This is a genomic window from Janthinobacterium sp. FT14W (assembly GCF_009208755.1).
Classification (GTDB): domain Bacteria; phylum Pseudomonadota; class Gammaproteobacteria; order Burkholderiales; family Burkholderiaceae_D; genus Janthinobacterium; species Janthinobacterium violaceinigrum.
Map to the genome: position 1 here is coordinate 40,973 of NZ_WFLL01000019.1, position 26,916 is coordinate 67,888.

The 26,916-nt window shown below is 65.0% G+C and carries 20 protein-coding genes; 3 read left to right on the forward strand and 17 right to left on the reverse strand.

Translation table 11 applies throughout. The features are described 5' to 3' along the window. Positions 1–128 precede the first annotated feature (128 nt). From GCN74_RS14515 to GCN74_RS14550, 8 genes are all read right to left on the reverse strand, one after another. Positions 129–791 (reverse strand): response regulator, encoded by a 663-nt coding sequence (locus GCN74_RS14515; RefSeq protein WP_071323820.1) that lies wholly within the window; start codon positions 789–791, stop codon positions 129–131. A gap of 22 nt (positions 792–813) precedes the next feature. Beyond that, on the reverse strand, positions 814–2,715 hold the full coding sequence (locus GCN74_RS14520) for a type IV pili methyl-accepting chemotaxis transducer N-terminal domain-containing protein (RefSeq protein WP_152257336.1): 1,902 nt from the start codon (positions 2,713–2,715) through the stop codon (positions 814–816). A gap of 122 nt (positions 2,716–2,837) precedes the next feature. Continuing rightward, positions 2,838–3,824, reverse strand: a complete 987-nt coding sequence (gene moaA, locus GCN74_RS14525) for a GTP 3',8-cyclase MoaA (RefSeq protein WP_152257337.1) — start codon at positions 3,822–3,824, stop codon at positions 2,838–2,840. Positions 3,825–3,926: 102 nt separating this feature from the next. After that, on the reverse strand, positions 3,927–4,673 hold the full coding sequence (locus tag GCN74_RS14530; RefSeq protein ID WP_152257338.1) for a peptidylprolyl isomerase: 747 nt from the start codon (positions 4,671–4,673) through the stop codon (positions 3,927–3,929). A 139-nt stretch (positions 4,674–4,812) separates the two neighbouring features. Continuing rightward, entirely contained in the window at positions 4,813–5,499 is a 687-nt protein-coding gene (gene narI / locus GCN74_RS14535) for a respiratory nitrate reductase subunit gamma (RefSeq protein ID WP_152257339.1), read from the reverse strand. A gap of 35 nt (positions 5,500–5,534) precedes the next feature. Further along, positions 5,535–6,191 carry a nitrate reductase molybdenum cofactor assembly chaperone gene (gene narJ / locus GCN74_RS14540; protein WP_152257340.1) on the reverse strand — a complete coding sequence of 219 codons (657 nt, stop codon included), beginning with the start codon at positions 6,189–6,191 and terminating at the stop codon, positions 5,535–5,537. 21 nt (positions 6,192–6,212) lie between these two features. After that, positions 6,213–7,763, reverse strand: coding sequence for a nitrate reductase subunit beta (gene narH, locus GCN74_RS14545; RefSeq protein WP_152257341.1), 1,551 nt, complete (start codon positions 7,761–7,763; stop codon positions 6,213–6,215). 1 nt (position 7,764) lies between these two features. Then, positions 7,765–11,463, reverse strand: coding sequence for a nitrate reductase subunit alpha (locus GCN74_RS14550; protein ID WP_152257342.1), 3,699 nt, complete (start codon positions 11,461–11,463; stop codon positions 7,765–7,767). Between the two features lie 245 nt (positions 11,464–11,708). Between GCN74_RS14550 and GCN74_RS14555 the strand changes: the two genes are divergently transcribed. Beyond that, positions 11,709–12,080, forward strand: coding sequence for a ribonucleotide reductase subunit alpha (locus tag GCN74_RS14555; RefSeq protein ID WP_152257343.1), 372 nt, complete (start codon positions 11,709–11,711; stop codon positions 12,078–12,080). Here the strand turns inward: GCN74_RS14555 and GCN74_RS14560 are convergent. Genes GCN74_RS14560 through GCN74_RS14570 form a run of 3 tightly spaced genes read right to left on the reverse strand, consistent with a single transcriptional unit; the run spans position 12,066 to position 15,442 of the window. Then, positions 12,066–12,761 (reverse strand): carbonic anhydrase, encoded by a 696-nt coding sequence (locus GCN74_RS14560; RefSeq protein WP_152257344.1) that lies wholly within the window; start codon positions 12,759–12,761, stop codon positions 12,066–12,068. The two genes, GCN74_RS14555 and GCN74_RS14560, sit on opposite strands and share 15 nt — an antisense overlap. Before the next feature lie 54 nt (positions 12,762–12,815). Further along, complete coding sequence (locus tag GCN74_RS14565; RefSeq protein ID WP_152257345.1) at positions 12,816–14,201, reverse strand: NarK family nitrate/nitrite MFS transporter; 1,386 nt, start codon at positions 14,199–14,201, stop codon at positions 12,816–12,818. After that, a complete protein-coding gene (locus GCN74_RS14570; protein ID WP_152257378.1) occupies positions 14,198–15,442 on the reverse strand; it encodes an MFS transporter in 1,245 nt (414 codons plus the stop codon). The genes GCN74_RS14565 and GCN74_RS14570 overlap by 4 nt, the downstream gene beginning before the upstream one ends. 289 nt (positions 15,443–15,731) lie before the next feature. Here GCN74_RS14570 and GCN74_RS14575 point away from each other — a divergent pair, with 289 nt between their 5' ends. Beyond that, a complete protein-coding gene (locus GCN74_RS14575) occupies positions 15,732–16,178 on the forward strand; it encodes a GNAT family N-acetyltransferase (protein ID WP_152257346.1) in 447 nt (148 codons plus the stop codon). A gap of 87 nt (positions 16,179–16,265) precedes the next feature. Continuing rightward, on the forward strand, positions 16,266–16,643 hold the full coding sequence (locus GCN74_RS14580; protein ID WP_152257347.1) for a SirB2 family protein: 378 nt from the start codon (positions 16,266–16,268) through the stop codon (positions 16,641–16,643). 4 nt (positions 16,644–16,647) lie between these two features. Here the strand turns inward: GCN74_RS14580 and GCN74_RS14585 are convergent, their stop codons facing one another. The 6 genes from GCN74_RS14585 to GCN74_RS14610 all read right to left on the reverse strand — a co-directional run bounded on the left by GCN74_RS14585 (position 16,648) and on the right by GCN74_RS14610 (position 26,773). Continuing rightward, positions 16,648–19,110: a TonB-dependent siderophore receptor gene (locus GCN74_RS14585; RefSeq protein WP_226939046.1), complete on the reverse strand. Its 2,463-nt coding sequence runs from the start codon at positions 19,108–19,110 to the stop codon at positions 16,648–16,650. Positions 19,111–19,193: 83 nt separating this feature from the next. Continuing rightward, positions 19,194–20,198 carry a FecR domain-containing protein gene (locus GCN74_RS14590; protein WP_152257348.1) on the reverse strand — a complete coding sequence of 335 codons (1,005 nt, stop codon included), beginning with the start codon at positions 20,196–20,198 and terminating at the stop codon, positions 19,194–19,196. After that, the gene (locus GCN74_RS14595) at positions 20,195–20,707 is read right to left on the reverse strand and encodes a sigma-70 family RNA polymerase sigma factor (protein ID WP_152257349.1); all 513 of its coding nucleotides are present in this window, start codon (positions 20,705–20,707) and stop codon (positions 20,195–20,197) included. The genes GCN74_RS14590 and GCN74_RS14595 overlap by 4 nt, the downstream gene beginning before the upstream one ends. A gap of 128 nt (positions 20,708–20,835) precedes the next feature. Continuing rightward, a complete protein-coding gene (locus tag GCN74_RS14600) occupies positions 20,836–22,146 on the reverse strand; it encodes a DUF3472 domain-containing protein (protein ID WP_152257350.1) in 1,311 nt (436 codons plus the stop codon). A gap of 128 nt (positions 22,147–22,274) precedes the next feature. Continuing rightward, positions 22,275–23,666: a Gfo/Idh/MocA family protein gene (locus GCN74_RS14605; RefSeq protein WP_152257351.1), complete on the reverse strand. Its 1,392-nt coding sequence runs from the start codon at positions 23,664–23,666 to the stop codon at positions 22,275–22,277. 65 nt (positions 23,667–23,731) lie between these two features. Beyond that, positions 23,732–26,773, reverse strand: a complete 3,042-nt coding sequence (locus GCN74_RS14610) for a TonB-dependent receptor (protein ID WP_152257352.1) — start codon at positions 26,771–26,773, stop codon at positions 23,732–23,734. Positions 26,774–26,916 lie beyond the last annotated feature (143 nt).

Consider the following 26,916-nt stretch of genomic DNA (forward strand, 5'->3'; position numbering starts at 1 on the left):
TCGCTTTTAAAGATATATTCAACATACTACTTTAAAAGTACAGATATCACCATCGGCAAAAAGGACTAGACGGATACAGGGAAGCGGGTGCAGGGCCTGGCTCGGCGGCTCAGGTCCCATCTGCCTGGCTACTTGCCCTGGCGGTGCTCGACCGCGTACACGGCCGCCTGCACGCGGCTGGTGAGGTTGAGTTTTTTCAGCACGTTCTGCACGTGGATCTTGACCGTGCTTTCGGCCAGGTCGAGGGTGCGCGCGATGCCCTTGTTGCTCTCGCCGCGCGACAGGCAGTCGATGATTTCCTTTTCGCGCGGCGTCAGCTTGTCGAGTTCCGACACGGGCTCCTCGCGCCGCGTGCCCGCCTGCAGCTGCGCCACCAGCTTGCCCGTCATCGCCTCGGCGATGACCACTTCGCCGGCGGCCGCGCGGCGGATGGCGCGCACCAGGTAGTCGGCGTCGATATTCTTGATCAGGTAGCCGCAGGCGCCCGCGCGCAGGGCCGTCGCCAGGTCTTCCGCGTCTTCCGAGACGGTCAGCATGACGATGGCCGTGTCGGGACAGTCGTGCTGCATCAGCTGCAGCGCTTCCACGCCCGACATGCCGGCCATGTTCAGGTCCAGCAGCACCACGTCGGGCTGCAGCTGGATGGCGCGCTTGATGCCTTCCACGCCGTCGGCCGCCTCGCCCACGACGGAAAAATCGGTATGCCGCTGCAGCAGCGAACGTATGCCGCTGCGGAACAGCGCGTGGTCGTCCACCAGCATGACGGTGATCGGTTTGACGGGAGTCTCCATTTTTATACTTTCAGGTAGTTGCTTAGGCGGCGCGGCGCTGCTCGCGCGACAGGTGCAGTTCGACCGTGGTGCCGCCGCCGGGACAGGCGTGCAGGTCGAACGTGGCCTCGATGCGCTGCGCGCGCTCGCGCATGATGTGGATGCCGACATGGCTGTCGCCCTTTTCCAGCACGGCCGCGGCATCGAAGCCCACGCCGTTGTCGCTGATCGTCAGGGTGAAATCCTGGTGGTCGGCCAGGCGCACCTCGACATGGCTGGCCTGGGCGTGCTTGCGGATGTTCGACAGCGCTTCCTGCACGATGAATAATAGCTGCAATTGCTGCTCGCGGGGGAATGGCGCGCCGTCGACGTCGGCCAGCAGCTCCGCATCGATGCCGGTCTGGCGGCGGAACTTGTCCAGCGCCGCGCGCAGCGAGCCGATCAGGTCGTCCTCCATCAGGCGGCTGCGGAAGTTGGCCAGCAGCTCGCGCACGTCTTCATAGCTTTCCTTCACGCCCGCGTGCAGGGCCGGCACGATGCCCGCCACTTCCTCGAAACGGGCATGGCGCACGGAGTCGTCCAGCATCTGCACCTGCAGGTTGAGGAAATTGAGGCTTTGCGCAATGCTGTCGTGCAGACCCTGCGCCACCAGGTTGCGCTCTTCGGAGACGGCCATTTCGCGTTCTCGCGCGGCCAGGCGCAGGTTTTCCAGCGCAATGCCCAGCAGCTGGCCCAGGGTTTCCAGCAAGGCCAGCTCGCGCGCGGAAAACACGCGGGCCAGGCGGAAATGCAGGTTGAAAAAGCCCAGGTGCTGTTCGTGCGCGTGGATCTGGAACACGGAGACGGTGGCAAAGCCCTCGCGGTGGCAGCGCAGCTCGTGCGCCTTGTCGATGCGGCGCATGTCGTGCACCTTCGCCACCTTCATCTCGACGGCCGTGCCGCACAGGCAGTCGCCCACCTTCAGGCAATGCTCGGACGCCACCAGTTCCTCCGACAGGCCGTGGTGCACCACCATGTGCAGGTTGCCCCGCTCCGCGTCGAGCACGCGCACGGTGGAGCCGTCCGCCTCGAAATAATCGACGATGCGCTGCATGAAACCGCCGCAGATATCTTCCAACGGCTGCGGGCGCTGCAAAAAGGCGGCGCTTTCGTACAGCAGCGCCAGTTCGCGGTTGCGGTACTCCAGGGTGGCCGTCTTGCTGCGCACGCCCTCCTCCAGGTTGCCGTACAGCGCCTGCAGGCGGTCGGCCATCTGGTTGAAGCCGCTGGCCAGCTGGCCGAATTCGTCATTGCTTTCCACGGCCAGGCGCACGCTGAAATCGCGCTCCTTCATGCGCTGCATGCCCAGGCGCAGGCGTGTCACGGGCTCGATGATGAGCATGAACATCAGGTAAATCATGCTGACGGTGCCGATGACGGCCATGCCCACCAGGATCAGCTGCGAGGCGCGCAGCCAGAAGGTGCGCTGTTCGCTATCGTGCTCGATCAGGCGCACCAGCTGGTCCACCTGGCCGACGAAGGTGTCGGCGTCATGCTCGAACTGGCGCGCGCGCGCGGTGGAATCGGCGGCCAGCGCGGCCGGGCGCAAGGCGCCGCGCCAGGCGGCGCCGATGCGCTCGAATTCCCACTTGATGGCCGTGCTGGGGGGCAGGAACAAAGGACGCTGCGGGTCGCCGTGGCCGATCTTGGCCAGGGTTTCGTCGATGAGCAGCGCCTGCTGGCGCGCCTGCTCGCGCGCGTCGCTGGCGATCAGCAGGGTCAAACGGTAGGTCTGCATGCGCAGCCGGCCCGTCTCGTTGATGGCGGCCGAGCTGCCCTCGAGCTGCCACGACAGGAACAGGGTGCAGCCGATGGCGCTCAGGGCCAGCACGAGCATGAGCAGCAGCGCGCCGACGATCTTGGTCGACAGCTTCTGCCAGGAGGAAAACATCGCCTTGAATTTCATACCGCCCCTAATAAATGCCTGTTTGTGGTTCCTATGCCGTCAAGTCAGCGACATCGTTCCACCCACAAGCCAAGATCCGGGGTCAGACCCGGCGGGTCAGACCCCGGCATTGACACCGCCATTCATCCACCGGTCTGCGCCATGAAGCGCACTATCTTGTCCGGCTGCGTATTGAAATCGTGCTGCTGCGGCTTGAGTTCGATGGCGGCGCGGATCGCCGCCTCGATCTCCGCATCCGTGGCCCCGCCGCGCAGCATGGGGCCGAAGGCGAATTTCTCTTCCTGGCCCAGGCACAGATACAGGGTACCATCGACGGACAGGCGCACGCGGTTGCAGGTGGCGCAAAAATGCTGCGACATGGGCGTAATAAAACCGATGCTCGCGCGTCCATCCCGGCTCGCCATGTAGCGCGCCGGCCCGCCGCCCAGTTCTGCTGCCTGCGGCACCAGGCCAAAGCGGGCCGCCAGGCGCTCGCGCACGGGGCTCAGCGGCATGTAGCAGGCATTGCGGCCCGTGCTGCCCATGGGCATGGCTTCAATCAGGCGCAGGATGAATTGCTGCTCGATGCAGAACGCGGCCATGGCCTCGATCTGGCCGTCATTGATGCCGCGCATGGCCACCATATTGATCTTGATCGGGTCGAAGCCGGCCGCCTTGCCCGCCATCAGGCCGTCGAGGATGGGCTGCAAGCTGTCGCGCCCCGTGATCTGCTGCATGCAGGCGCGGTCCAGCGAGTCCAGGCTGACATTGATGCGGTCCACGCCCGCCGCGCGCAGGGCCGCGGCATGCTTGCCCAGCTGCGTGGCGTTGGTCGACAGCGACAGGTCCTGCAGGCCGGGCAGCGCGGACAGCCGCTGCGCCAGCTCCGGCAGCTTGCGCCGCAACAGGGGCTCGCCGCCCGTCAGGCGCACGCGGCGCGTGCCCAGGCGGACAAAAATACCCAGCAGGCGCTCGATCTCGTCGAACGTCAGCCAGTCCTTCGGCTCTTCGAAGCCGCGAAAGCCTTTGGGCATGCAATAGCTGCAGCGCAAATCGCAGCGGTCGGTGACGGACAGCCGCACATAATCGATAGCACGGCCAAAACGGTCCTGCAACTTGACGCTACCCATGACGCTACTCCTGTTTCTTCCTTGATTGTAAAGGCTGGGGCACGATCTGGCTGTGCCCCAGAAGGCCTAGCGGCCTACGCCTTTCGGTCTACGCATTTCTACTTACTGAACCAACGGACTGGCTGTGCCTTCCAGCGCGATGCCGGCGATCTCGGCGCGGCCCACCAGCAAGTGCAGATACTGGTGCACGGCGCGCTGCCACGCGGCGCGCGACAGGCGGTCGGCGATCTGCGCCTGCACCGCCTCGTAGGCGATGGCCTGGCCTTCGACCCGGCGCAGCACTTGCACGATGTGGTAGCCGAAGCGCGTTTCCAGCAGATGGCCGGCCAGCGCGCCCGCTTCCAGGCGGAACAGCAGCGCGTCGAACTCGGGCACGCTCTGGCCCGGCGACAGCTGGCCCAGGTTGCCGCCCAGGGCGCCCGACGGACAGTTCGAGTACTGCGCCGCCAGTTCGCCGAAGCGCTCGGGCGCCAGCTTCAATGCATCGAGCACGGCTTGCGCCGTGGCCCGCAGCAGCTCCAGGGGCGCTTCCGGCGTCACCTGGAACAGGATGTGGCGCGCCTCGACCAGCGCGCCGCTGCTAAACAGCTGCGGGCGCTGCGCATAAAAGGTGCGGCACGCCGCATCGTCGGCGGGCGGCACGCGCACTTCCTGCGCAAACAGCGCCTCGATGCGGTCGTCGTCGCTGCCGCCCTGCACGCCCAGGCGCTGCGCCTCGTCCAGCAGCAGCCGGCGCAGCACCAGTTCATGCACGGCCTGTTTCAGCGGATTGCCGGCACCGTCGTGATGCGGCAGTTCGCGGGCGATGTCGGCATCGTCGATATCGATGCCATTGACGGAGATTCCCATCTTACTTTCCTTCCATAAATAGCCTGAAAAATCGTCACGAGCGGAGATGCGTTGCGGCTGAGAAGCGCAGCTGTGCGCATGCACAGTGAGCATCGCAGGCCGCAAATCGCTACGCGCAGTAGATTTTTCATGGCGTTTTTTAACGGCGGCGCACCAACTGATAGGCGCGGCCCAGGTAGCCGATGGCGCCAAAGCCGCTCCACACGTGCACCAGGCGGGTGAACGGGAAGATGACGAACAGCGACATGCCCATGAACAGGTGCAGCTTGAAGACCAGCGGCGCATCGACGATGAAGCTGGCCGCATCGGCGCGGAACGTGACGATGTGCTGCGCCCATTGCATCAGCAAGACCATCATGTGGCCATCCATGTGCGAGGCCGACACGAAGATCGACGACAGGCCCAGCAGCAAGGTCAGCAGGATCCACACCATCACCAGCTTGTCGCCGGCCGTGGTGACGGCGCGCAGCCGCTCGTTGGCAAAGCGGCGCACCAGCAGGATCAGGATGCCGGCCAGGCACAGGCTGCCCATCACGCCGCCGGCCGCCATGGCCACGCCCTGTTTCAGGCCATGCGACACGCCCAGGGTATCCCACACCCAGACGGGCGTGAGCAGCCCGGCCGCATGGCCGAACAGCAGGCCGATGATGCCGATGTGGAACAAAATATTGCCCAGGCGCAGGCTGCCGCGGTGCAGCAGCTGGCTGGAATCGGACTTCCACGTGTATTGCTCGCGGTCGAAACGGATCAGGCTACCGAGAAAAAAGATGGCCAGCGCGATGTACGGGTAGATGCCGTAGACGAATTGATGCAGATAATGACTCATGATGTACTCCTCTTCATGCGGATACCGGACGCCGCTCAGGCGGCGCGCCGCGGCTGCGGGTGAAAATGCACGGGGTGGACGCCGCCCGCGACCGTGCCCTGGCCCGGGCGCAGCAGCGGCTCGACGCCGTCCGCGCCGGGACCGAAGGTTTCCAGCGCTTCATCCATGTCGCGCACCGGCGGTTCGGCCAGCATTTCGGCCGCCACGGGACTCAGGCGTTCGAGCAAGGTGAAGACGGGCGCGTACGGGCTGCCGTTGGCCGTCAGCTTGCGGCCGATGTGCGCCAGCACGTGGACGGCGTCGCCCAGCAGCGGCGCCGAAGCCGCCTCGTCGAGCTGCGCCAGGAATTCCAGGAACAGGGGCACGAAGTCGGGCAAGTCGTCGCCCACCATCTGCAGGCCGTGGCGCTTGTATTCCTCCATCAGGTCGACCATGGCCTGGCCCCGGTCGCGCGATTCGCCGTGGATATGCTCGAACAGATGCAGCGAGTGCGACGGATTGCGGTCGAAGGTGGCCACGTACTGCTGCTGCAGGTCGATCAGGCTGCTGCTTTCCAGGTGCGCCAGCAAGGGCTGCAGCAGCGCGTGCTGCTGCGGCACGGCCGCCAGCGCCGCGTCCAGTTGCGGCAGGTGCGCGATCAGCTCGGGCTCGGGATACAGCAGCAGGCGAGAAAGGACTTGGTAGTGATGCATAGCGTGTTCCATATGAGCTCCTTAAGCGCCTGGCGCCGTTTTGCGCGACTTCGGCATCTGCATGAAGATGGCCGAACCGTGTTTTTTCTTGCCGAACAAGGTAGGCTCGCTGCCCCCGTCCGAGCAGCCATTGCCGAAGCTGAAGCCGCAGCTGCCCTTCTCGTTGAAGCTGTCCTCCGCCATTTCCTTGTGGCTGCTGGGGATGACGAAGCGGTCTTCGTAGTTGGCGATGGCCATGATGTGGTACATGTCCTCCACCTGCGCCTGGGTCAATCCCACCTGCTTCAACACGGTCAGGTTTTCCACCTTTTCCACCGTCTTGCTGCGCATGTAGGCGCGCATGGCCAGCATGCGGTCCAGCGCCGAGACGATGGGCGGCTGGTCGCCGGCCGTCAGCAGATTGGCCAGGTACTGCACGGGAATGCGCAGGCTTTGCGTATCCGGCAGCATGCCGTTCACGCCCAGCTTGCCCGATTCGGCGGCCGCCTGGATCGGCGACAGGGGCGGCACGTACCACACCATCGGCAAGGTGCGGTATTCGGGATGCAGCGGGAACGCCACCTTCCACTCGACGGCCATCTTGTAGACGGGCGACTTGACGGCCGCATCGAGCCACAGGTCGGGGATGCCCTGGCGGCGCGCCTCGGCGATGATGGCCGGGTCGTGCGGATCGAGGAACAGGCCGAGCTGCGCCTGGTACAGGTCCTGCTCCTGCGGCACGGAGGCAGCCGCTTCGATCCTGTCGGCGTCGTACAGCAGCACGCCCAGGTAGCGGATGCGGCCCACGCACGTTTCCGAGCACACGGTAGGCTGGCCCGCTTCGATGCGGGGGAAGCAGAACGTGCACTTCTCCGCCTTGCCGGACGACCAATTGTAGTAAATCTTCTTGTACGGGCAACCGGAGATGCACATGCGCCAGCCGCGGCACTTGTCCTGGTCGATCAGCACGATGCCGTCATCCTCGCGCTTGTACACGGAGCCGGACGGGCACGACGCCACGCACGTCGGATTGAGGCAATGCTCGCACAGGCGCGGCAGATACATCATGAAGGTGTTTTCGAAGGTGCCGTACATCTCCTTCTGCATGTTGTCGAACAGTTTATCCTTGCTGCGCTGGGCGAATTCGCCGCCCAGGTCATCTTCCCAGTTCGGGCCCCACTCGATCTTCTCCATCTTTTTCCCCGTCAGCACGGAGATGGGACGGGCCGTCGGCGGCGTCTGCGACAGCGGTGCGCTTTGCAGGTGTTCGTAGTCGTAGGTGAACGGCTCGTAGTACTCGTCGATGGCGGGCAGGTTCGGGTTGGCGAAGATGTTCGCCAGGATTTTCAGACGGCTGCCCTGGCGCGGCTCGATCTTGCCAGAGTCCGTGCGGCGCCAGCCGCCATTCCACTTGTCCTGGTTTTCCCACTGCTTCGGATAGCCGATGCCCGGCTTGGTTTCAACGTTGTTGAACCACGCGTACTCGACGCCGTCGCGGCTGGTCCATACGTTCTTGCACGTGACGGAACAGGTGTGGCAGCCGATGCACTTGTCCAGGTTCAGCACCATGCCGATTTGCGCTCTGATTTTCATACTATGCTCCTTCTTCCTGCAACGGGCCTTCCAGCCAGTCGACCTTGTTCATCTTGCGCACCAATACGAATTCATCGCGGTTGGAGCCCACCGTGCCGTAGTAATTGAAGCCGTAGGCCAGCTGGGCGTAGCCGCCTATCATGTGCGTGGGCTTGGGCACGGCGCGCGTCACGGAGTTGTGGATGCCGCCCCGCTTGCCCGTCATCTCCGCGCCAGGCACGTTGATGATCTTTTCCTGCGCGTGGTACATCATCGTCATGCCGGCCGGGATGCGCTGGCTGACGATGGCGCGCGCCGTCAGGGTGCCGTTCACGTTGAAGACTTCGATCCAGTCGTTGTCGACGATGCCGGCCGCCTTCGCGTCGATTTCCGACAGCCACACGTGGGGACCGCCGCGCGACAGGGTCAGCATGCGCAGGTTGTCCGAATACGTGGAGTGGATGCCCCACTTCTGGTGCGGCGTCAAAAAGTTCAGCGCCAGTTCCTTGTTGCCGTTCGGCCGGGTGCCCAGCAGCGCTTCCGTCGTCTTCGTGTTGATGGCCGGCTTGTACACGCACAGCCCTTCGCCGAAGTCGCGCATCCACAGGTGGTCCTGGTAGAACTGCTGGCGGCCCGTCAGGGTGCGCCACGGGATCAGTTCGTGCACGTTGGTATAGCCGGCCGTGTAGCTCACTTCCTCGCTTTCCAGGCCCGACCAGGTGGGCGAGGAAATGATCTTGCGCGGCTGCGCCTGCACGTCGCGGAAGCGGATGCTGTCATGCTCGCGCGGCAGCGCCAGATGCGTGTGGTCGCGTCCCGTGATGCTTGACAGCGCGGCCCAGGCTTTCACGGCCACGTGGCCATTCGTTTCCGGCGCCAGCGACAGAATCATCTCGGCCGCATCGATGGCCGTGTCGAGGCGCGGCTGGCCCTGCGACACGCCGACGCCTTGCACCGTGCGGTTCACGCCGCGCAGCACGTCCACTTCATGGCCCGTCTTCCAGGAAATGCCCTTGCCGCCGTTGCCGATGCTTTCCAGCAGCGGGCCGATCGAGGTGAACTTCTTGTAGACGTCGCGGTAATTGCGCTCGACCACCGTCATGTTCGGCATGGTCTTGCCGGGAATCGCCTCGCATTCGCCGGCGCGCCAATCCTTGGGATCGAAAGGCTGGCCCAGTTCGCCCGGAGTGTCGTGCATCAGCGGCGTGAGGATGATGTCTTGCTGGGTGCCCAGCAGCTCGCCGCCGATTTCCGAGAATTTCTCGGCGATGCCCTTGTAGATTTCCCAGTCCGACTTCGATTGCCACAGCGGCTGCACGGCTTCCGACAGCGGGTGGATGAACGGATGCATGTCCGAGGTGTTCAAGTCATCCTTTTCATACCAGGTGGCCGTCGGCAGCACCACGTCGCCGTACAGGCACGTGGTCGACATGCGGAAGTCCAGCACCACCAGCAGATCGAGCTTGCCTTCGGCGGCCGGACGCACCTTCACCTGTTTCGGCGTGAGGCAGTCGTCCTCGTCGCTGAGCAAGCCGTTCTGCGTGCCCAGCAGGTATTTCAGGAAGTACTCGTGGCCCTTGCCCGAGCTGCCCAGGATGTTCGAGCGCCAGACGAACATATTGCGGGGGAAGTTGGCCGGGTTGTCCGGGTCGTCGCACGAGAACTGCAGCTGGCCCGCCTTGATCTGGTCGAGCGCATATGCGGCCGGCGCCTGCCCTGCAGCCCTGGCGGCCTTCGCCACTTCCAGCGGATTGGTTTGCAGCTGCGGCGCCGATGGCAGCCAGCCCATACGCTCGGCCTTGGCGTTGTAGTCGAGCAGGGTCAGGTCGCCCGTGCCGCCGGCGGCCGAGGGCGAGGCGATGTCGCCCGTTTCCAGCTTTTCATGGCGCCACTGGCTCGTGTGCGCATAGAAGAACGAGGTACCGTTCATCTGGCGCATCGGGCGTACCCAGTCCTGGGCGAAGGCCAGCGGCGTCCAGCCCGTTTGCGGACGCAGCTTTTCCTGGCCCACGTAATGGGCCCAGCCGCCGCCCGACTGGCCGATACAGCCGCACATCATCAGCATGTTGATGATGCCGCGGTAGGTCATGTCCATGTGGTACCAGTGATTCAGGCCGGCGCCCACGATGACCATGCTCTTGCCGCGCGTCTGGTCCGCGTTTTCCGCGAACTGGCGCGCCACCGTGATGACGTCGGCGCGTTTCACGCCCGTGTGCTTTTCCTGCCATGCCGGCGTGTACGGCACGTCGTCGTCATAGCTTTCCGCGACATTGGCGCCACCGAGGCCCCGGTCGATGCCGTAGTTGGCCAGGGTCAGGTCGAACACGGTGGTCACCAGGCCCGTGCTGCCGTCGGCCAGGCGGATGGTTTTCACGGGTACTTTGCGCAGCAGCATGTCGGCCGCGTCCTTGCCGCCGAAGTAGGCGAAGCCCACTTCCGTGACGGCGTCGCTGTCGTGGATCATGGAGAGCATCGGCACGATGGGCGCGCCGCTGCCGCCCGCTTTTTGCTCCAGGTTCCACTTGCCCGACTCGCCCCAGCGGAAGCCGATGGAGCCGGCCGGCGCCGTGATCGCCCCCGTGCCCTCGTCGATGACGAGGGTTTTCCATTCCGGATTGTTGGTTTCGTCCAGGTTGTTGTCCAGGTGCGAAGCGCGCAGGAAGTAATCGGGCACCAGCGTGCCGTTATGCTCCTTGAGCAGCACCAGCATGGGGAAGTCCGTGTACTGGCGCGCATAGTCGCGGAAGTAGGCGCTCTGCCCTTCCGCATGGAATTCCTTGAGGATCACATGGCCCATGGCCAGCGCCAGCGCGGCATCCGTGCCCTGCTTCGGCGCCAGCCAGATGTCGCCGAACTTCACCATTTCGCCGTAATCGGGCGAGATGGCCACGGTTTTCGTGCCCTTGTAGCGCACTTCCGTGTAGAAGTGGGCGTCCGGCGTGCGCGTCATCGGCACGTTCGAGCCCCACACCATCAGATAGGTCGAGTTGTACCAGTCGGCCGATTCCGGCACGTCCGTCTGTTCGCCCCACACTTGCGGGCTGGCCGGCGGCAAGTCGCAGTACCAGTCATAGAAGCTCAGGGCCACGCCGCCGATCAGCGACAGGTAGCGCGTGCCGGAAGCATAGCTGACCATGGACATGGCGGGAATCGGCGAAAAGCCGACGACGCGGTCCGGGCCGTATTTCTTGATCGTCAGCGCATTCGCGGCGGCGATGATCTCGTTCGATTCATCCCACGTGGCGCGCACGAAGCCGCCCAGGCCGCGGATGGATTTGTACTGCTGCGAGCGCACGGGGTCCTGGCTGATCCAGTCCCAGGCCGTGACAGGGTCCATGGTCTTGCGCGCTTCGCGCCACATTTCCATCAGGCGGCCGCGCACCATCGGGTATTTCACGCGCTGGGCCGAATACACGTACCAGGAGTAGCTGGCGCCGCGGGGGCAGCCGCGCGGCTCGTGGTTGGGCAGGTCGGGACGCGTGCGCGGGTAATCGGTTTGCTGGGTTTCCCAGGTGATCAGGCCATTCTTGACATACACCTTCCAGCTGCACGAGCCGGTGCAGTTCACGCCGTGCGTGGAGCGGACGATCTTGTCGTGCTGCCAGCGCTGGCGGTAGGCGTTTTCCCAGGTACGGTCTTCATCGACCACGGTGCCATGGCCGTTGGAAAACGGCTCGGCGGGCTTGCTAAAAAATTTCAGGCGGTCCAGAAAGTGACTCATGCTACCTCCACATTGCGCCGCAAACAGCGGCGCCAGGTCTTAAAAAACGCTGCAAGCACGAGGGCTCAAGCGTCGATACAAACAGTCTAGCGATGCGCCCCGCGCGGCGGTATTGGCAAGAAGTCGGTTTCCGGCACCAGGAATGCATAGGCGCGTAGTCACCCGGATAGTCACTCTTGCCTATGGGCGCCGCGGCTGTGCTGCGGTATACCTGTCGCCATCGTTCAACTGTGAGAAAGAGCACCATGCCGATTACCGATTACGCCAGCCTGCTGCGCAGCGCCCGCAACCAGGAGCAGCCGCAACGCCTGCTGTTCACCTTTACCCAGGCGCAGGCCCAGCCTGGCGGCCAGGGCAAGTCCCTCACGCCCGTGATGTGCGCCGACAAGCTGCCCGAGGAACTGGGCAGCTTCGAGACGTTGAAAGAGGAGTCGAAACAGATGCAGACGCACTGGGACGTGGTCTTCGTGGCGGGACTGGCGGGCCAGCACGGCCAGCCGCCCGCGCCGCACGATTGCCAGGCGCCCCTGCGCGCCATGGTGACGGCCATCGAGCAAGGCCGCATCGACAGCCTGCTGGCGTTTGACCGCAGCGGGGATTTGTTACGTTTTAGCTGAATCCGGCCAGGGGCGCGCATGCAGATGGCGCGCCCTTTCTATCGGACAGACGAGGGGCAAGAACTGCTGCTGGCGCGCCGAATACGCCATCAGCGCCCCGCTGTCGATGTCGAAATACCATCCATGCAATTTCAATAATCCCTGTTCCACCCTGCGCTTCAGCCAGGGGTAGGTGAGCAGGTTGTCCAGCGACTGCAATATGCTGGCCAGCTCGCACGCATGGTGCTGCTCTTCCGATGAACGGTGCGCCAGCTCGCGCCGCACGCGCTGCGCCACCGGTTCGGCGATGCGCATCCACTGTCCCACGAAGTCCGTTTCCTGGTCTTGCGCGCGCGGCGGCGGCTGCAGCAGCGCGCGGATGCCGCCGCAACGCGCATGCCCCAGCACGATGACCCTGGCCACTTCGAGCTTGCAGACGGCGAACTCGATGGCCGAACTGACGCCGGGCGGCGCGTCGGGCGTGCACGGCGGCACCAGGTTGGCGATATTGCGCACGACGAACATGTCGCCCGGGTCGCTGCCCGTCAGCAGCATGGGATCGACCCGCGAATCGCAGCAGCCGATCAGCAGGGTCGAGGGCCGCTGGCCGTCGCGCAGGCTGTCGTACAAGGTCTGCGGCTCGCTGAAGTACTGCTGTTGAAACAGGCTGAAGCCGTTGACGAATTTTTCCAGTTCTTCCATGACATACTTTCATTTCCTCAACGTCTGGCAAAAACGACTTGCCAGACGTTCTAACTAGCAAGGCATCGGCGCGTTTTTACGGGAGTAGCACCACCAGGTGATGGCGATACAGCTGACATAAAAGCCGATGAAGCACCACAGGGCCGCGTCGGGGCTGCCCGTCAGCGCGATCGAAGTGCCGTAGCTTTTCGGGATGAAGAAGGCGCCGTACGCGGCCACGGCCGAAGTGAAGCCCAGCACGGCCGCGCCTTCCTTGTTGGCGTCGACGATGGCTTGCTCCTGCGCCGCCTTGTCCTTGCCGGCCGCCGCGCGCTGGTGTTCCGTCAAAAAGATCACGGGGATCATGCGGAAGGTCGACGCGTTGCCGATGCCCGTGCCCGCAAACAGCAGCATGAACATCCAGAAGAAGCCGTTGAAATTGCCACCGATGCCGCCTTGCGGCATGAAGTACAGCACGCCCAGCACGGCGCCTATCATCAAGAGGAACGACCACAGGGTGACCCTGGCGCCGCCCAGCTTGTCCGAGATCACGCCGCCGGCCACCCTCGCCAGCGCACCGACGAGGGGTCCCAAGAACGCGTAGTCGAGCGGATTGACGTCGGGGAACTGGATCTTGATCAGCAGCGGAAACGCGGCCGAATAACCGATGAAGGAGCCGAAGGTGCCCGTGTACAGCCAGCACATGAGCCAGTTGTGCTTGCGCTTGAAGATCACGGCCTGCTCGGAAAACGAGGCCTTGGCCGATGCCAGGTCGTTCATGCCGAACCAGGCCAGCAAGGTGGAGAGCGCAATGAACGGCACCCAGATGAAGCCCGCGTTCTGCAGCCACATCTCCTTGCTCACGCCGTTCTTGACCCAGGTGAGGGAATCGCCGCCCCAGGCGCCGAAGACGGCAAAGGTGATCACCAGCGGCACGACGAACTGCACCACCGACACGCCCAGGTTGCCCAGGCCCGCATTCATGCCCAGCGCGAAGCCCTTGCTGGCCTTCGGATAGAAAAAGCTGATGTTGGCCATCGACGAGGCGAAATTGCCGCCGCCGAAGCCGCACAGCAGGGCCAGGATCAGCATGGTCGGGTAGCCCGTGTTCACGTCCTGCACGGCCAGGCCGATGCCGATGGCGGGAATCAGCAGCGAGCCCGTGGAAATGGCCGTCCAGCGCCGGCCGCCGAAGATCGGCACCATGAACGAATAAAAGATGCGCAAGGTGGCGCCGGACAGGCCGGGCAAGGCCGTCAGCCAGAACAGCTGGTTGTTACTGTAGGTGAAGCCGATGTTGGGCAGGTTGACCACCACCACGCTCCACACCATCCACACGGCAAACGCCAGCAGCAGCGCGGGGATCGAGATCCACAGATTGCGCGCGGCCGTGGCCTTGCCTGTCGTTTGCCAGAAACCGGGAGTCTCAGGCTCCCACGTAGTGATCATGTAGCGGCTCATGCTTGTGCTCCTGCAGCTTGATTGGCGGGCGCCGCGCGCAGCGGCTTGAACGAAAAATGCATCCAGACGAGGGAAACGCAGACGGTGCCGTACAGGAGCATGAAGGCGCTCGAGCGCACGCCCGTGAAGTCCACCAGGGCGCCGAACATCACGGGCAGGATGAAGCCGCCCAAGCCGCCGGCCAGGCCCACCACGCCCGACACGGCGCCGATGTTGTGAGAAAAATCATCGCCGATGAACTTGAAGACGGACGCCTTGCCCACGGCCATGGCGATGCCGACGATGAACAGCAGCACGGTAAACCACAGCGGCGACAGGCCGATATGCAAGGCCAGCGGCCCCGTGACGGTTTCCACCACCATCTGCGTCTGCGGATACGACAGCAGGAAGAAGCACACCCAGCACACCCACATCACGGCCCATGTCACCCTGGCGGCGCCGTACTTGTCGGAGATCCAGCCGCCCACGGCGCGCAGCACGCCGCCCGGCAGCGAGAAGCAGGCGGCCAGCAGCGCCGCGTGTTTCAGGTCGAAGCCGTATTCGGCCACGTAGTACTTCGTCATCCACAGCGCCAGCGCCACATAGCCGCCGAACACCACCGAGTAGTACTGGCAGTAGCGCCACACGCGCGGGTCCTTCAGCACCTTCATCTGCTCGGCAAAGCTCTCGCCCGATGGCGCCAGGTGCGATTTGTCCATGTATGAAAACAGCCAGAAGAGGATGGCCGTGGCCAGCATGGCCACCGCATACACCTTGGGCAGCATTTGCCAGCCGAAGGCGGCGACGATGCCTGGCGCGACGAACTTGGTCAGCGCGGAACCGGAATTCCCCGCGCCGAAGATGCCCATGGCCAGGCCGCGGCGCTCTTTCTCGTACCAGCGCGCCACGTAGGGCGTGCCGACGGAAAACGAGCCGCCCGCCAGGCCCACGAACATGCCCAGCAAGAGGAAATGCCAGTAGGCGGTGGCGTAGGCGATCAGGTAGATCGGCACCACGCTGGCCAGCATCAGCAGGAAGAAGACGCGGCGTCCGCCGTATTTGTCCGTCCAGATGCCCAATGGCACGCGCACGAGGGAGCCCGTCAGCACGGGCATGGCGGCCAGCAGGCCGAATTGCGTTTCAGTCAAGCCCAGGCTGGTCTTGATGGGGATGCCCAGTACGGCAAACATCATCCATACCGCGAAGCAGATCGTGAAGGCGAAGGTACTGCTGACCAGCACGGACGCCTGCTTGCGCCGCATGCCCGGTCCGACTGCCGTGTTACTGCTGTTACTGTTCTTGTTGGTGCCATCTAGGGTAGCCACGATGTTTCTCCATGAATGCACTGGCCGTCTGGCCAGCCGTCCCGACCAGCTTACGTGCCGGCCGCGAAAGGCACTATCGGCCACAGGGTGATTTTGGGAAGGCAATCTGGATAGCCGCATCGGCAAAAGTGACTAGATGGCGCAGGCCGGACCTAGCCTGGATGGCGGGTGTTTTACAAACGGACGCATTTTTGGCACACTCGGCACCGGCACAACAGGGAGCGGCATGGACAACAACACAGAAGCAAACGACATCATCGCCCGCGAGGCCGGACCTGGCGACGTGGCGGCCATGCTGGCCTGCGACGCCTATGCGCAATCGCACGCCAGCCGCGGCGACGCCGTGCGCGACGCCGTCGACAAAGGGCAATGCCTGGTCGCCCTGCACGCCGGCCAAGTGGCCGGCTATGCGCTGCTGCACCCGGACTTCTTCGGCTACGGTTTTGTCCCGCTGGTGGTGGTGGCGCCCGCGCAGCAGCGGCGCGGCGTGGGCTTGCGCCTGCTGGCGGCCGCCGCAAACGCCTGCCCGACGGCGAAACTGTTCACTTCGACGAACCAGTCCAACCTGGCCGCGCAGCGGCTGTTCGCCAGCGCGGGCTTCGTGCGCAACGGCCGGATAGACCATCTCGACGAGGGCGACCCGGAACTCGTGTATGTCAAATTCCTGTATTAGGGACGCCTCATCCCGACGGCGTATGGCGCGCAAGGCCAAAGGCGGCTATGCTGGCGCCACCGTCAATCAACGCCCACGACATCACGCATGGATTATCTGAGCCTCAAGCATTTCCACATGGGTTGCGCCGCCGCCAGCGGCTTTCTTTTCCTGTTGCGCGGCGCCTGGATGCTGCGCGCCTCGCCCGCACTGCAGCAGCGCTGGGTAAAAATCCTGCCGCACCTGATCGACACGGCCTTGCTGGCCAGCGCCATCACGCTGGCCGTGTGGAGCGGCCAGTCGCCGGGCAGCCAGCCGTGGCTGGCCGCCAAGCTGGGCGCGCTCGTGGCCTACATCGTGCTGGGCACCATCGCCCTGAAGCGGGGCAAGACGCCGGCCGTGCGCGGCGCCGCGTTCGCGCTGGCCGTGCTGGTCTTTGCCTACATCGTGGCCGTGGCCGTCACCAAGCAGGCCTGGCCGCTCTGATGCATCAGAAGAGGTAGCGCAGCGCGACGCTGGCATTGCGCGGCGCGCCCCAGTAAGCCTGGTTATACATGCCGACCTGGCTGTAGTAGCGCTTGTCGAACAGGTTGTTGACGTTCGCCTGCAGCGACAGCTGGCGCGACAGCGCATATCTGGCCATCAGGCCGGCCACGGCGTAGCCGCCCTGCGCCACCCGTTCCGTTCCGTTCGGACCCGTGGCGTCGCGGTAGGCGCCGCTCTGCCAGTTCACCCCGCCGCCCACCGACAGGGCGCGCCAGTCGCCGGGCAGCTGGTACGTGGAAAACACGCGCGCCAGGGTTTGCGGCACATAGCTGTTCAGGCGCACACCCTGCTTGTCTTCGGCCGCCGCATGCGACACGCTGGCCGATACGTTCCAGCCCCTGGCCAGCTCGCCCGAGACGTCCAGTTCCACGCCCTTGCTGGTGGTGCCCGCCGCCGCGTAATACGCCTGCGTCAGCGAATTGCCCACGAAGTGTCCCGTGTCTTCCTGCGCCAGGCCATCCTGCGCGATGCGGAACACGGCCAGCGCCGCATTGAGCCTGCCGCCGAAATACTCGCCCTTCACGCCCGCTTCCACGTTCTTGCCCTGCACGGGATCGAGGTAGCGGCCGAAGCGGTCCTGGTTACCCTGCGGCTTGAAGATCTTGCTGTAGCTGGTGTACAGCGCATGCTGCGCATCGATATCCCACACCAGGCCCGCGTACGGCGTCACGGCGTGCTTGGCATACGCGTAGCTGCCGCCCCAGTCGTCGACGTGGTCCGCCTTGTAGCGGCTGTAGCGCGCGCCGACGATCAGCTTCAGGGGATCGGCCAGCGAAAAACGCGCCGTGCCATAGATGCCGCGCTGCTGCACCGTGTCGAGCAGCTTCCAGCGGGAAAAGCCAGGATCGTTCCAGTCCGGCTCCGGCGCCACGCCCCGCCACTGCTCAAACTTGCCGTAGTCGACGCTGCCGCCCGAGATGCCCGGATTGCTGGCGAACTGGTTGCTGCCCGAGACGCCGAACGCCAGGTCGTGCGTGCGCCCCAGCATCTGCACCGGCCCCTGCACATAGGCGTCCACGCTGTCCTGGCGCCGCGTGCCCGAGTAAAACCCGGTGTAGCCCGTCACGCCCTGCCCCGTAACCTTGTCCGGCCAGGTATACGCGAAGGTTTCGGCGGCCGAATAATTGCCCCAGCCGTGATTCAGCATGGCAGTCAGGTTCCAGCCGCCACCCAGTTCCTGCTCCAGGCGCACAAAGGCCGTCTGGCTGCTGCTGAACCAGCGGCTCCAGGTGGCGGCCGTGGTGGCGGCGCGGGAAAACGTGGCCCGCTCGCCATCCGCATACCACAGCGGCAAGCCGCCATACATGCCGCCGCGCGGACGGTTGTCCTGGTATTCATAGCCGGCGATCAGCACGCTGCCGGGCGCCAGGTCCGCTTCCACGGTGGTATAGGCCATGGCTTTCTTGCCATGATACAGGCGCACATACGATTCGCTGTCCTGGTAGCTGGCCACGACGCGCCCGCGCACCTTGCCGTCCGCGGTGAGCGGCGTGGAGACGTCGGCGCTGGCGCGCGCATTGTGCCAGGAGCCCAGACTCAGGGCCGCCGCGCCGGCCAGCTGCCTCGACGACGCGCGCTTGCGCACCAGGTTGATGGTGGCCGACGGTTCGCCCGCGCCCGTCAGCAGGCCCGTGGCGCCGCGCACGATTTCGACCCGGTCGTAGGCCGTCATGTCCAGGGTGCTGTCGCCCACGTTGTAGGCATTGTCGACCGTGGTGGGGATGCCGTCGTACTGGTAGCTGGCGATGGAAAAGCCCCGTGCGAAGAACGAAGTGCGGTCGCTGTCATAGCGGTTGACGGCTATGCCGGCCGCATTTTGCAGCACCTCTTCCACCGTCTGCAGGTTCTGGTCATCCATCTGCTGGCGCGTGACCACGCTGACGGCTTGCGGCGTCTCGCGCACGGACAGGCCCAGGCGCGTGGCCGAGCGCATGCTCTGCGTCGTGTACGAGCCGCTGCCTTCCGTCGCGCCGTTCGCATCAAAGCTGGCGGTGACCTTCATCTCGGGCATGGTCTGGCCGCCATCGGCAGGCGCCGCGTCGAGCACATAGCCGCCATTCGCCTGCGGCACGGCGCGCAGGCCCGAGCCGGCGACGATGGCGCCCAGCGCTTCGGGCACGCTGTAGCGGCCCGCCAGGCCGGCGCTGCGCTTGCCCGCCAGCGCGGCGGCCTGGTAGGAAATCATGGTGCCCGTCTGCTGGCCGAAGCGCACCAGCACCTGTTCCAGGGTGCCGGCCGGTATCGCCAGCTCGATGCGTGCCGCATTGACTGCCTGAGCAAGGGGGGCGGCAGCCGAGGCGCCGCCGGCGGCGAGCAGCCACAGGGCCTGACTGACGGCGATGGCGGCCACGCTACGCTGGCAGCGGGCGGAAACGGCGGGGAAAAGAGAAGAGATTTGACCAGGCATGGGACGATTTTCCAGAAAGTGAATGAAGGGTTCACTGTGCTTGTCACGCGAAAGCCGCAAACCCCTCAATTTTCTGAAAATATTTATCCGGCAGCCTGTGCGCGCCCGGCGTCTGGCCGGTGCGGCGTCAGCGTGACCCAGAACCGCGTGGTCTGGCGCACGTCGATGGGCAAGGTGCGCGCCAGCATGTCGAGCACTTGCGTGGTGTCGGCCAGCGGGTAGATGCCCGACACGCGCAGGTGCGCGATGGCCGGGTCGCACGCCAGGCGCCCATGGCGGTAGCGCGCCAGCTCCTGCACAAAATCGGCCAGCGGCATGTCGTGCGCCACCAGCGTACCGGCCGTCCACGCATCCGCGCCGGCCGGCAAGGTCTGCACGGTGCCAAGCTGCGTCGCCGTGAAGCTGGCTTGCTGGCCGGCCTGCAGCCTGCGCACCGCCTCGGACGCCTGCCCCGGCAGAATATCGACGGCGCCCTCGAACACGCCCAGCTGCGTGCGTTCGCCTGCCACGCGCACGGCAAAGCGCGTGCCCACGGGCTGCAGGCGCCCTTGCGCCGTGCGCACTAAAAAAGGCCGGCCGGCAGCATCGCGCGCGGTCGTGACCATGATCTCGCCCTGCAATACCGTCACCAGGCGCTGGCCCGAATCGAAGCGCACGTCGACGCTGGACGCCGTATTCATCGCAATGCGCGTGCCGTCTTCCAGCACGATGTGGCGCAGCTCGCCCGTGCCGGTGCGGTAATCGGCCAGCCAGAACCGCGCCTGTTCATCGCCGCCAGCCAGCCAGGCGCCGCCGCCCGCGGCCAGCAGCGCCAGGAGCTTCAGGGACTGGCGCCGCGCCGCATGCGCCTGCGCGTGCACGGGCTTGCGCGCCAGGGTGCCGTGCGCCAGCGGCGCGGGCAGGCCGCGCATGCGCGCCATGCACGCCTCGATATGCTGCCATGCCTGTTCGTTTTCCGGGTCGCTGTCGCGCCAGGCGCGCCACGCCTGCTCCACCCCGGGCGCGCCATCGCCCGCCTGCAGGCGCACCAGCCATTCCACGGCTTGCAGGCTGGCCGCTTCCGGCGCGGCGTTGCCAGGCATGCTCATGCCGGCGGCTGGGAGAAAAAGCACTGGTGCATGGCTTTCACCAGGTAGCGCTGCACGGTGGCGAGAGAGACATTCAGTTCGGCGGCGATGGCCGCCTGCGGCATGCCATCGAGCTGCGACAGCAAAAAGGCGCGGCGCACGGGTGGCGCCAGGCCATCGAGACGGCGGTCGATGTCGAACAGCGCTTCGAGCAGGATCGCCTGCGCTTCCGGGTCGGGCGCGCATTGCGCGGGCAGGCTGGCCAGGGTTTCCAGATAGGCCGCTTCCAGGTCGCGGCGCCGGTACAGATTGCCCAGCACGCCCTTGGCCACGGTGGTCAGGAAGGCGCGCGGCTCGCGCGCCGCGATGCGCTCTTCCCGGTTCAGCAGGCGCATGAAGGTGTCGTGCGCCACGTCGGCCGCGTCAAAGGCGTTGCCCAGCTTGTGCCGCAGCCATCCTTGCAGCCAGCGGTGATGATCGTGGTACAGGCTGCCCACCTCCTGGTGAACGCCGGATTGGGCAGCCGACACTGGATATCCCCATGCGCAAACAATAATGATTCGCATTCTAACTGGCGACCTAGTCCCGCGCAACTATCCCGAGAAAGCCAAGCCCCGCGCATGGCACGCGCGGGGCTGGCGTTACAGCGCCACCGCGCTTACTGCATCGGCAAGGCCGTTACATCGACGGCTGGCGCCTGTCCCGTCGCGGGCCGCGTGAAGTTCTGGCTGGTTTTCACGTAGTCGGCAAAGAAGCCGCCGTTACGCAGGTAGAACTTGCCGTTTTCCAGGCCGCCCGCATAATCCATGCGCTGCCCGTTGGTGGCCGTGGCGTCGCCCGTGAAGCGCCCCGCCGTCACTTCCGACCACGTGCCCGATACATTGCGCGCCCACTGGTTGCCGAACTGGACGCGGCGTTCCGTGTAGCCCAGGGTATCGATGAAGTTCTCGAGGAAGGAATGCACGCCCGTCAAGTACGTGCTGATGGCCGGGCGCTTCCACGTGGCGATATAGCGCCACTTGCCTGCCTCCGGCGCGTAGAACCAGGCCGAGTAATCGCTGCCGCCATTGCCGTCGGGCCGCGCGCGCGTAATGAAGCGGTAGGTGGTGCCGGCCGCCCAGTTGTACGACAGATAGGTCTGGCCGCCCGTGCCTTCGCCGCCGAACGCGTTGTCGACCACGCCCGCGCCCTTGCTGACCAGGGTGGTCTTCGCGCCATTGTCGGCATCCCATACGGAGAACAGTATCCAGCGCTCGCTCGGCGATTTCACCTGGATGCCCATGTAGCCCTGGCCAAAGCCGTTGGCCATGAAGTAGGAACCGATGGCGTCCTGGCCCACGGGTATCGTCATCTCGTTATAAAAATACTCGGTATTGGCCGGCACCGTATAGCCCATGTGCACGGACGGTCCGCGCCGCGACCAGTAGTAATTGGCCGGGTCGTTGGCGTAATTGAGCGTGGCGTTCGACGTCACCTTCAGCGCGGCGACGTCGCCAAACGTGTCCTTCACGCGCGACAGGCCCTGCAAGTCCACCTTCACGTAACCGGCCGCCGGCACGTTCACCGTGCCCACGGCATAGGTCTTGCGCGCCTTGCCGGCCAGCTTGACGTCGAACGGCGTGCCGTTGATCTTCACGCGGATGGTGCTGTTGCCGCCATCGGCCAGGCTGGCATCAAGCGCCACCTGGACGGGGCCCGCCTCGGCCACGCGGAAATAGGTGCTGGCGACGGCAGCCGGACTGCTCCAGCCTGACAAGCCCTGCTCGCCGATGACGGCGCCACCGGCCCCGCCGGTGATGAAAGCGTTGCCGGCCAATTCCACGGTGGCGGGCGTGGCCGGCAATTCCACGCTGGTGGCCAGCAAGGCGGTGCCGCCCGTGCCGGAGGTCGCGGTGGCGCCGCCGCAGGCGGCCAGCATCAGCGGTGCGGTGGAAAGGACAGCATAGAGCAATGAACTTCTGTGTTTCATCGACGTCTCCTGGTGGCAGATCTTTGCGGCGGACGTACAGGGGCCTGCGCGCCTGCGCCACGGTTGAACAACAAGGGGAAAAGAAAAAACCCGCTACGGCGGCAGGCGCGGTAGCGGGCGGATGGTGCCTAGTACTTGCCGTCGAGGGCGAAGATCGGCTTGCGCGATTTCCACTGGCCGCCCGTGAAGTCCGGGAAGTCCAGGGTCTGGAAGTTGGCGGCGATCGACTGCTCGGACAGCGGCGTGATGGCGCTCCACGTCACGGCATCGTAGATATCGATCGGCATCGGCGCATTGGCCTTGAGCGCCTCGACAAAGGCGTGGATGACGAAGAAGTCCATGCCGCCGTGGCCCGCGCCTTCTGCCTTGGCCGCATATTTGCGCCAGACGGGATGGTCGTACTTGTCCTGGTAGGCCTTGAAGTCGTCCCACTGGTGCGGCTTGCTGACGCCTTCGATGTGGATGGCATTGTTCAGGTCCATCCACAGGCCGTCCGTGCCTTGCACGCGGAAGCCCAGCGAGTACGGGCGCGGCAGGCTCGTGTCGTGCTGCAGGATGATGGTTTCGCCGTTCTCGCACGCCAGCGTGGTGGTGACCACGTCGCCCAGCTTGAATTTCACCTTGGCGTTCGCATGCTGCGCGCCGCCCGGCTGCTTGACGATGTAGTCGTGCAGGCCGCGCGCCTTGGTGGCGAAGGCGTTGATGCGCGTGAAACGGTTGCCGCGGTTGATGTTCGTGTACATGGCGCACGGGCCGATGCCGTGGCTGGGATACAGTTCGCCATTGCGTTCGACCGAGTGCTGCGTGCGCCAATGGGCTTCGGACCAGCCCTTTTCGCCGAATTCCACGCCGCCGCCATACGGCTTGGCCGGATTGCCGCTGTTGAATTTCACGGCACGCAGATCGTGCTGGTAGCCGCCCTGCAGGTGCAGCAGTTCGCCGAACAGGCCCGCGCGCACCATCTGCAATGCCGCCATCACGTCGCGGCGGTAGCACACGTTTTCCAGCAACATGTAGGGCGTACCCGTTTTCAGCTGGGTATTGAGCACATCCCAGTGGTCTTGCAGGGTGATGCCGGCCACCACTTCGCAACCGACGGGTATCTTCGCCTGCATGGCGGCAATCGCCATGGGCGCGTGGAATTCCCACGGCGTGGCGATGATCACGCCATCGAGGCCGCCCGCGTCGAGCATGCGCTTGTAGGCTTTCTGGTCGCGGTCTTCGCCATACGTGCGCGGACGCGGCTTGCCCGCCTTTTCCACCTGACCCAGCGCGTGTTTCAGCATGATCGGTTCGATATCGCACAGGGCCACCACTTCCACGTCGTCGCGGCGCACCAGTTCAGCCAGCAGCACCTGGCCGCGCATGCCCGTGCCGATCACGCCCAGGCGGACCTTGTCGCGGCCGCCGGCAGTTGCGGCGTTCGCGTCACCAGGCAGCAAGGCGCTGCCGGCCATGGCGCCACCGGCCAGCGCGGCGCTGGCGGACAGGAAATTGCGTCGATTGAATTGTGTCGTCATTGGTCTCTTCTCGCTCCATTGGTAATCATCGTCACCGGCCCGCCATGCGGCAGGCCGGCTGCAGTTTAATAGGTGTATTCCGCCGTAAAGCGCACGGAACGCGGCGCCGTGCGGCCAGCCACCTGCAGGTAGTTGCGGGCGATGGCGCCATGGTCTTCGCGCGTTTCGTTATAGCGGGTCACCGTCTGGCTGTTGAACACGTTGAACACGTCCACTTTCAGGCTCAGGCCTTTAACGGCGCTGGGAGTATAGGCCACATTCATGTCCAGCTGGGCTTGCCATGGCAGGCGGCCCTGGCTGCCGCGCGGCGCAGGCTTGCCGTTGCAGTAGAAATAAGAGTCGCCGTAGTCGTTCTCGAACTTCAGGTTATCCGGCAGCGCGCCGATGCAGTTGCGCGGTGCGCCCGAGGTCAGCGACAGGTTGGCGCCCACCATCACATCCGGGATGACCTGCATGAAACCGTAGGCCTTGAAGGCATGGCGGTGGTCGCCCGGCAGGTAGCCATACGCGTTGTACATCAGTTCTTTGTGGTCGTCGCTGACCGTCAGGCCCACATCGCCGCCGCCGATGCTGTCCGTCTGGCCTTCCATATTGCCCTTCAGCGCAGACAGGGTGTAGGTCAGCTTGCCGTACCAGCCGTTCGTGTACGGGTGCTCGACGAACATGTTCAAGGCGCGGTAGGTGCGCGATGGCAGCGGGTTGCCCCACTCCGCCGCCGAGATGTCCACGCGGCGCAGGCCCTTGCCGTCGTCGAAGTCCACCATCAGGCTGTTGTCGCGGCCCGGGTTGATGATGGCGCACTGGAAGCCGCCCCAGTTGCTCGTGTCGACGCTGTTGCGCGTGGCCCAGGCTTGCAGCGGACGGGCGTCGCAGACATCGTCGTTGGTGTCGTTCAGCTTGCGGTACAGGACGCTGGCGCCCACCACCAGCTTCTTGCTCAGCGCGCGTTCGAAGCCCAGCGAGAATTCATCCTGCGACAAGGGTTTGAGGCCAATGGCCGTCACCTCGCGCGCATCGCGGCTCTGGCCATATGCATTGTTGGCCGAATACGGCTTGCTGATGGCGTGCAGGCCCGTTGGCGCGCCCGTGACGGGATCGACGCCCGTGTAGGTGTACATCTCGCTGGTGGCCAGGAAGGGACTGGCCATGTTGCTCGACAAATTCGATGGCACCGGCAGGTGATAGCGGCCGCCGTTGGCGAAGAATTTCAGGGTGCCGTCGCCCAGGTAATCCCAGGTGGCGCCCACGCGGGGGGCGATCATGTTGCGCTGCGAAATGAAGGCAACGCCGTCGGTGCTGTAGTTGGTGAACTGTTCGCGGCGCAGGCCCAGGTCCAGCAGCACCCGTTCCGTGACCTGGTAATGGTCCTGGATGTACTGCGCCGATTGCACGCTGGTCGGACGCGCCAGGTTGGCATTCAGGTCCTTGCTGACGTAATAGCCCTGCGCGCCGTAGCCGCCGCCCTGTGCCGGCGTCTCAAACGCGCCGTTGATGGCCCGGTTCGGATCGTCCGCTTTCAGATAGCTCCAGCGGTAGCCGCCCGCCAGGCTCAGGCCCACCTTCGATTCCACGTCGATGCGGTCGATGCCGCCGCGCAGCGAATGCTTGCCCAGCTTGTATTCGAGGTCCAGGCGCTTGGCCTTCTGGCGGTCTTCCGACGACGGGTCGACCAGGGTGCCCGTCACCGTTTGCGGATTGGCATAGCTCAGGCCCGGCACCTGGGTCGAGGTATTCGACGAAGTCTGCGCCAGCAGCGGATTGTAGCCATTCGGCGTGCGGGTGTGCGACGTGCGCGATTCGCCCATCATGGCCGTCACCGTCAGGTTGTCCGTCAGGTAGCCCGTATATTTGAAGATGTCGATGTTCGCCCCTGGCGCGGCCGATGAGCCGCAGCAGTTGACCGTCGTCTCGCCCTTGCCTGCCTGTACGCCATTGCTCGCATGCGTGGCGTAGCTGTAGCCATACGCCTGGCTGTCCGTTTTCGTGCGGTCATACAGCTTGGTGTATTCGAAGTGGTGGTCGTCCGTCAGGTTGTAGTCCAGCTTGGCCATCATGCGGTCCACCTTGCTCTGGCTGGTGCTCCAGCCGCGCGCCAGGGCCGTGCCCGAGTCGGCGGTGGCGGCAACGGCCTGGCTGTCCGTGCGCGTCTGCTCCAGCGCCACGAAGGCGAACAGCTTGTTCTTGATCAGCGGACCGCTGCCATACAGGCCCACCACCTTGCTGGTGCTGCCGTTGTCGCGGTTCCAGTACAGCAGATTGCCGTCCGTCTTGGGATTGGCGCCCGTGTTCGGGTAATACGTGTTTTCCGGCTCGCCCTTGAGCGAACGGGGAATGATGGAGACCTTGCCGCCGAATTCGACCTTGTTGCCGCCGCTCTTGGTGGTGATGTTGATCACGCCGCCCGTGGAACGGCCGAATTCCGAACCGTAGCCGCCCGACAGCACCTGCAGGTTCGAGATGGCGCCGAACGGCAGTTCCGACGCGCCCACCTGGGTCAGGATGTTGGTGATGGGGAAACCGTTGACGTAGAACGCGTTTTCCGACTGGCCCGAGCCGCCGATCGATGGCGCATTGCCGTACACGCTGTTGGTGCCGCGCGAGACGCCCGGCGTCAGCTGCACGATGGAAGCGACGTCATTGCCGACCGGCAGCGCCTTCAATTCCTTGGCCGTGAAGATCACGCCATTGTTGGTGTTCGACACGTCGATCGGATTGCGCGACGCTTTCACCACGACGGTCTGCTCCTGGCCCACGGGACCTGCCGCGCTGGCAGGGCCGAAGTTGGCTTCGGCGCCCGCGCCGATCAGGGCCTCGACTTCCTGCGTCGCTTCGACCGCACCGGCGCGCAGCACGCGCACCGCATAGCGGCCAGGCGGCATGGAGTTGGCCACATAGCGGCCCGAGGTATCCGGCGTCAAGCTGCGCTGCACGCCCGTCGCCAGGTTTTCCAGCACCACGGTGGCGCCGGCCGGTGCGCTCACTTCGCCGAAAATGGTGCTGGTGGCGTTCGACTGCGCCCAGGCCTGGCCTGGCACGCCGGCCGCCAGTGCGATCACGATCGCGGCGGCGCGGCTGATGTCGCGCAATTTGAGTCGGGTGGTATGCATGATGTCTCTCCGTCTGTTTCGAGGGTTATCGGCGCCCTTCCCGCTCCAGGGCGAAGCTGAAAGGGGCGCCATTTTTATGGTGTTCGCCGGAAGGCGCGGCCAGGCAGCCGCTCCTTTCGGGAAATCAGTCCATCTCGGCTGAT

What these genes read in the sequence shown, in the direction of transcription:
- GCN74_RS14590 (WP_152257348.1), bottom strand. Translation starts at nt 20,198, where the DNA reads ATGAGCATGCCTGGCAACGCCGCGCCGGAAGCGGCCAGCCTGCAAGCC.
- GCN74_RS14585 (WP_226939046.1), bottom strand. Translation starts at nt 19,110, where the DNA reads ATGCCTGGTCAAATCTCTTCTCTTTTCCCCGCCGTTTCCGCCCGCTGC.
- narI (WP_152257339.1), bottom strand. Translation starts at nt 5,499, where the DNA reads ATGAGTCATTATCTGCATCAATTCGTCTACGGCATCTACCCGTACATC.
- GCN74_RS14520 (WP_152257336.1), bottom strand. Translation starts at nt 2,715, where the DNA reads ATGAAATTCAAGGCGATGTTTTCCTCCTGGCAGAAGCTGTCGACCAAG.
- GCN74_RS14605 (WP_152257351.1), bottom strand. Translation starts at nt 23,666, where the DNA reads ATGACGACACAATTCAATCGACGCAATTTCCTGTCCGCCAGCGCCGCG.
- moaA (WP_152257337.1), bottom strand. Translation starts at nt 3,824, where the DNA reads ATGGGTAGCGTCAAGTTGCAGGACCGTTTTGGCCGTGCTATCGATTAT.
- GCN74_RS14565 (WP_152257345.1), bottom strand. Translation starts at nt 14,201, where the DNA reads ATGAGCCGCTACATGATCACTACGTGGGAGCCTGAGACTCCCGGTTTC.
- GCN74_RS14570 (WP_152257378.1), bottom strand. Translation starts at nt 15,442, where the DNA reads ATGCGGCGCAAGCAGGCGTCCGTGCTGGTCAGCAGTACCTTCGCCTTC.
- GCN74_RS14600 (WP_152257350.1), bottom strand. Translation starts at nt 22,146, where the DNA reads ATGAAACACAGAAGTTCATTGCTCTATGCTGTCCTTTCCACCGCACCG.
- GCN74_RS14610 (WP_152257352.1), bottom strand. Translation starts at nt 26,773, where the DNA reads ATGCATACCACCCGACTCAAATTGCGCGACATCAGCCGCGCCGCCGCG.
- narH (WP_152257341.1), bottom strand. Translation starts at nt 7,763, where the DNA reads ATGAAAATCAGAGCGCAAATCGGCATGGTGCTGAACCTGGACAAGTGC.
- GCN74_RS14575 (WP_152257346.1), top strand. Translation starts at nt 15,732, where the DNA reads ATGGACAACAACACAGAAGCAAACGACATCATCGCCCGCGAGGCCGGA.
- GCN74_RS14555 (WP_152257343.1), top strand. Translation starts at nt 11,709, where the DNA reads ATGCCGATTACCGATTACGCCAGCCTGCTGCGCAGCGCCCGCAACCAG.
- GCN74_RS14530 (WP_152257338.1), bottom strand. Translation starts at nt 4,673, where the DNA reads ATGGGAATCTCCGTCAATGGCATCGATATCGACGATGCCGACATCGCC.
- narJ (WP_152257340.1), bottom strand. Translation starts at nt 6,191, where the DNA reads ATGCATCACTACCAAGTCCTTTCTCGCCTGCTGCTGTATCCCGAGCCC.
- GCN74_RS14550 (WP_152257342.1), bottom strand. Translation starts at nt 11,463, where the DNA reads ATGAGTCACTTTCTGGACCGCCTGAAATTTTTTAGCAAGCCCGCCGAG.
- GCN74_RS14580 (WP_152257347.1), top strand. Translation starts at nt 16,266, where the DNA reads ATGGATTATCTGAGCCTCAAGCATTTCCACATGGGTTGCGCCGCCGCC.
- GCN74_RS14515 (WP_071323820.1), bottom strand. Translation starts at nt 791, where the DNA reads ATGGAGACTCCCGTCAAACCGATCACCGTCATGCTGGTGGACGACCAC.
- GCN74_RS14560 (WP_152257344.1), bottom strand. Translation starts at nt 12,761, where the DNA reads ATGGAAGAACTGGAAAAATTCGTCAACGGCTTCAGCCTGTTTCAACAG.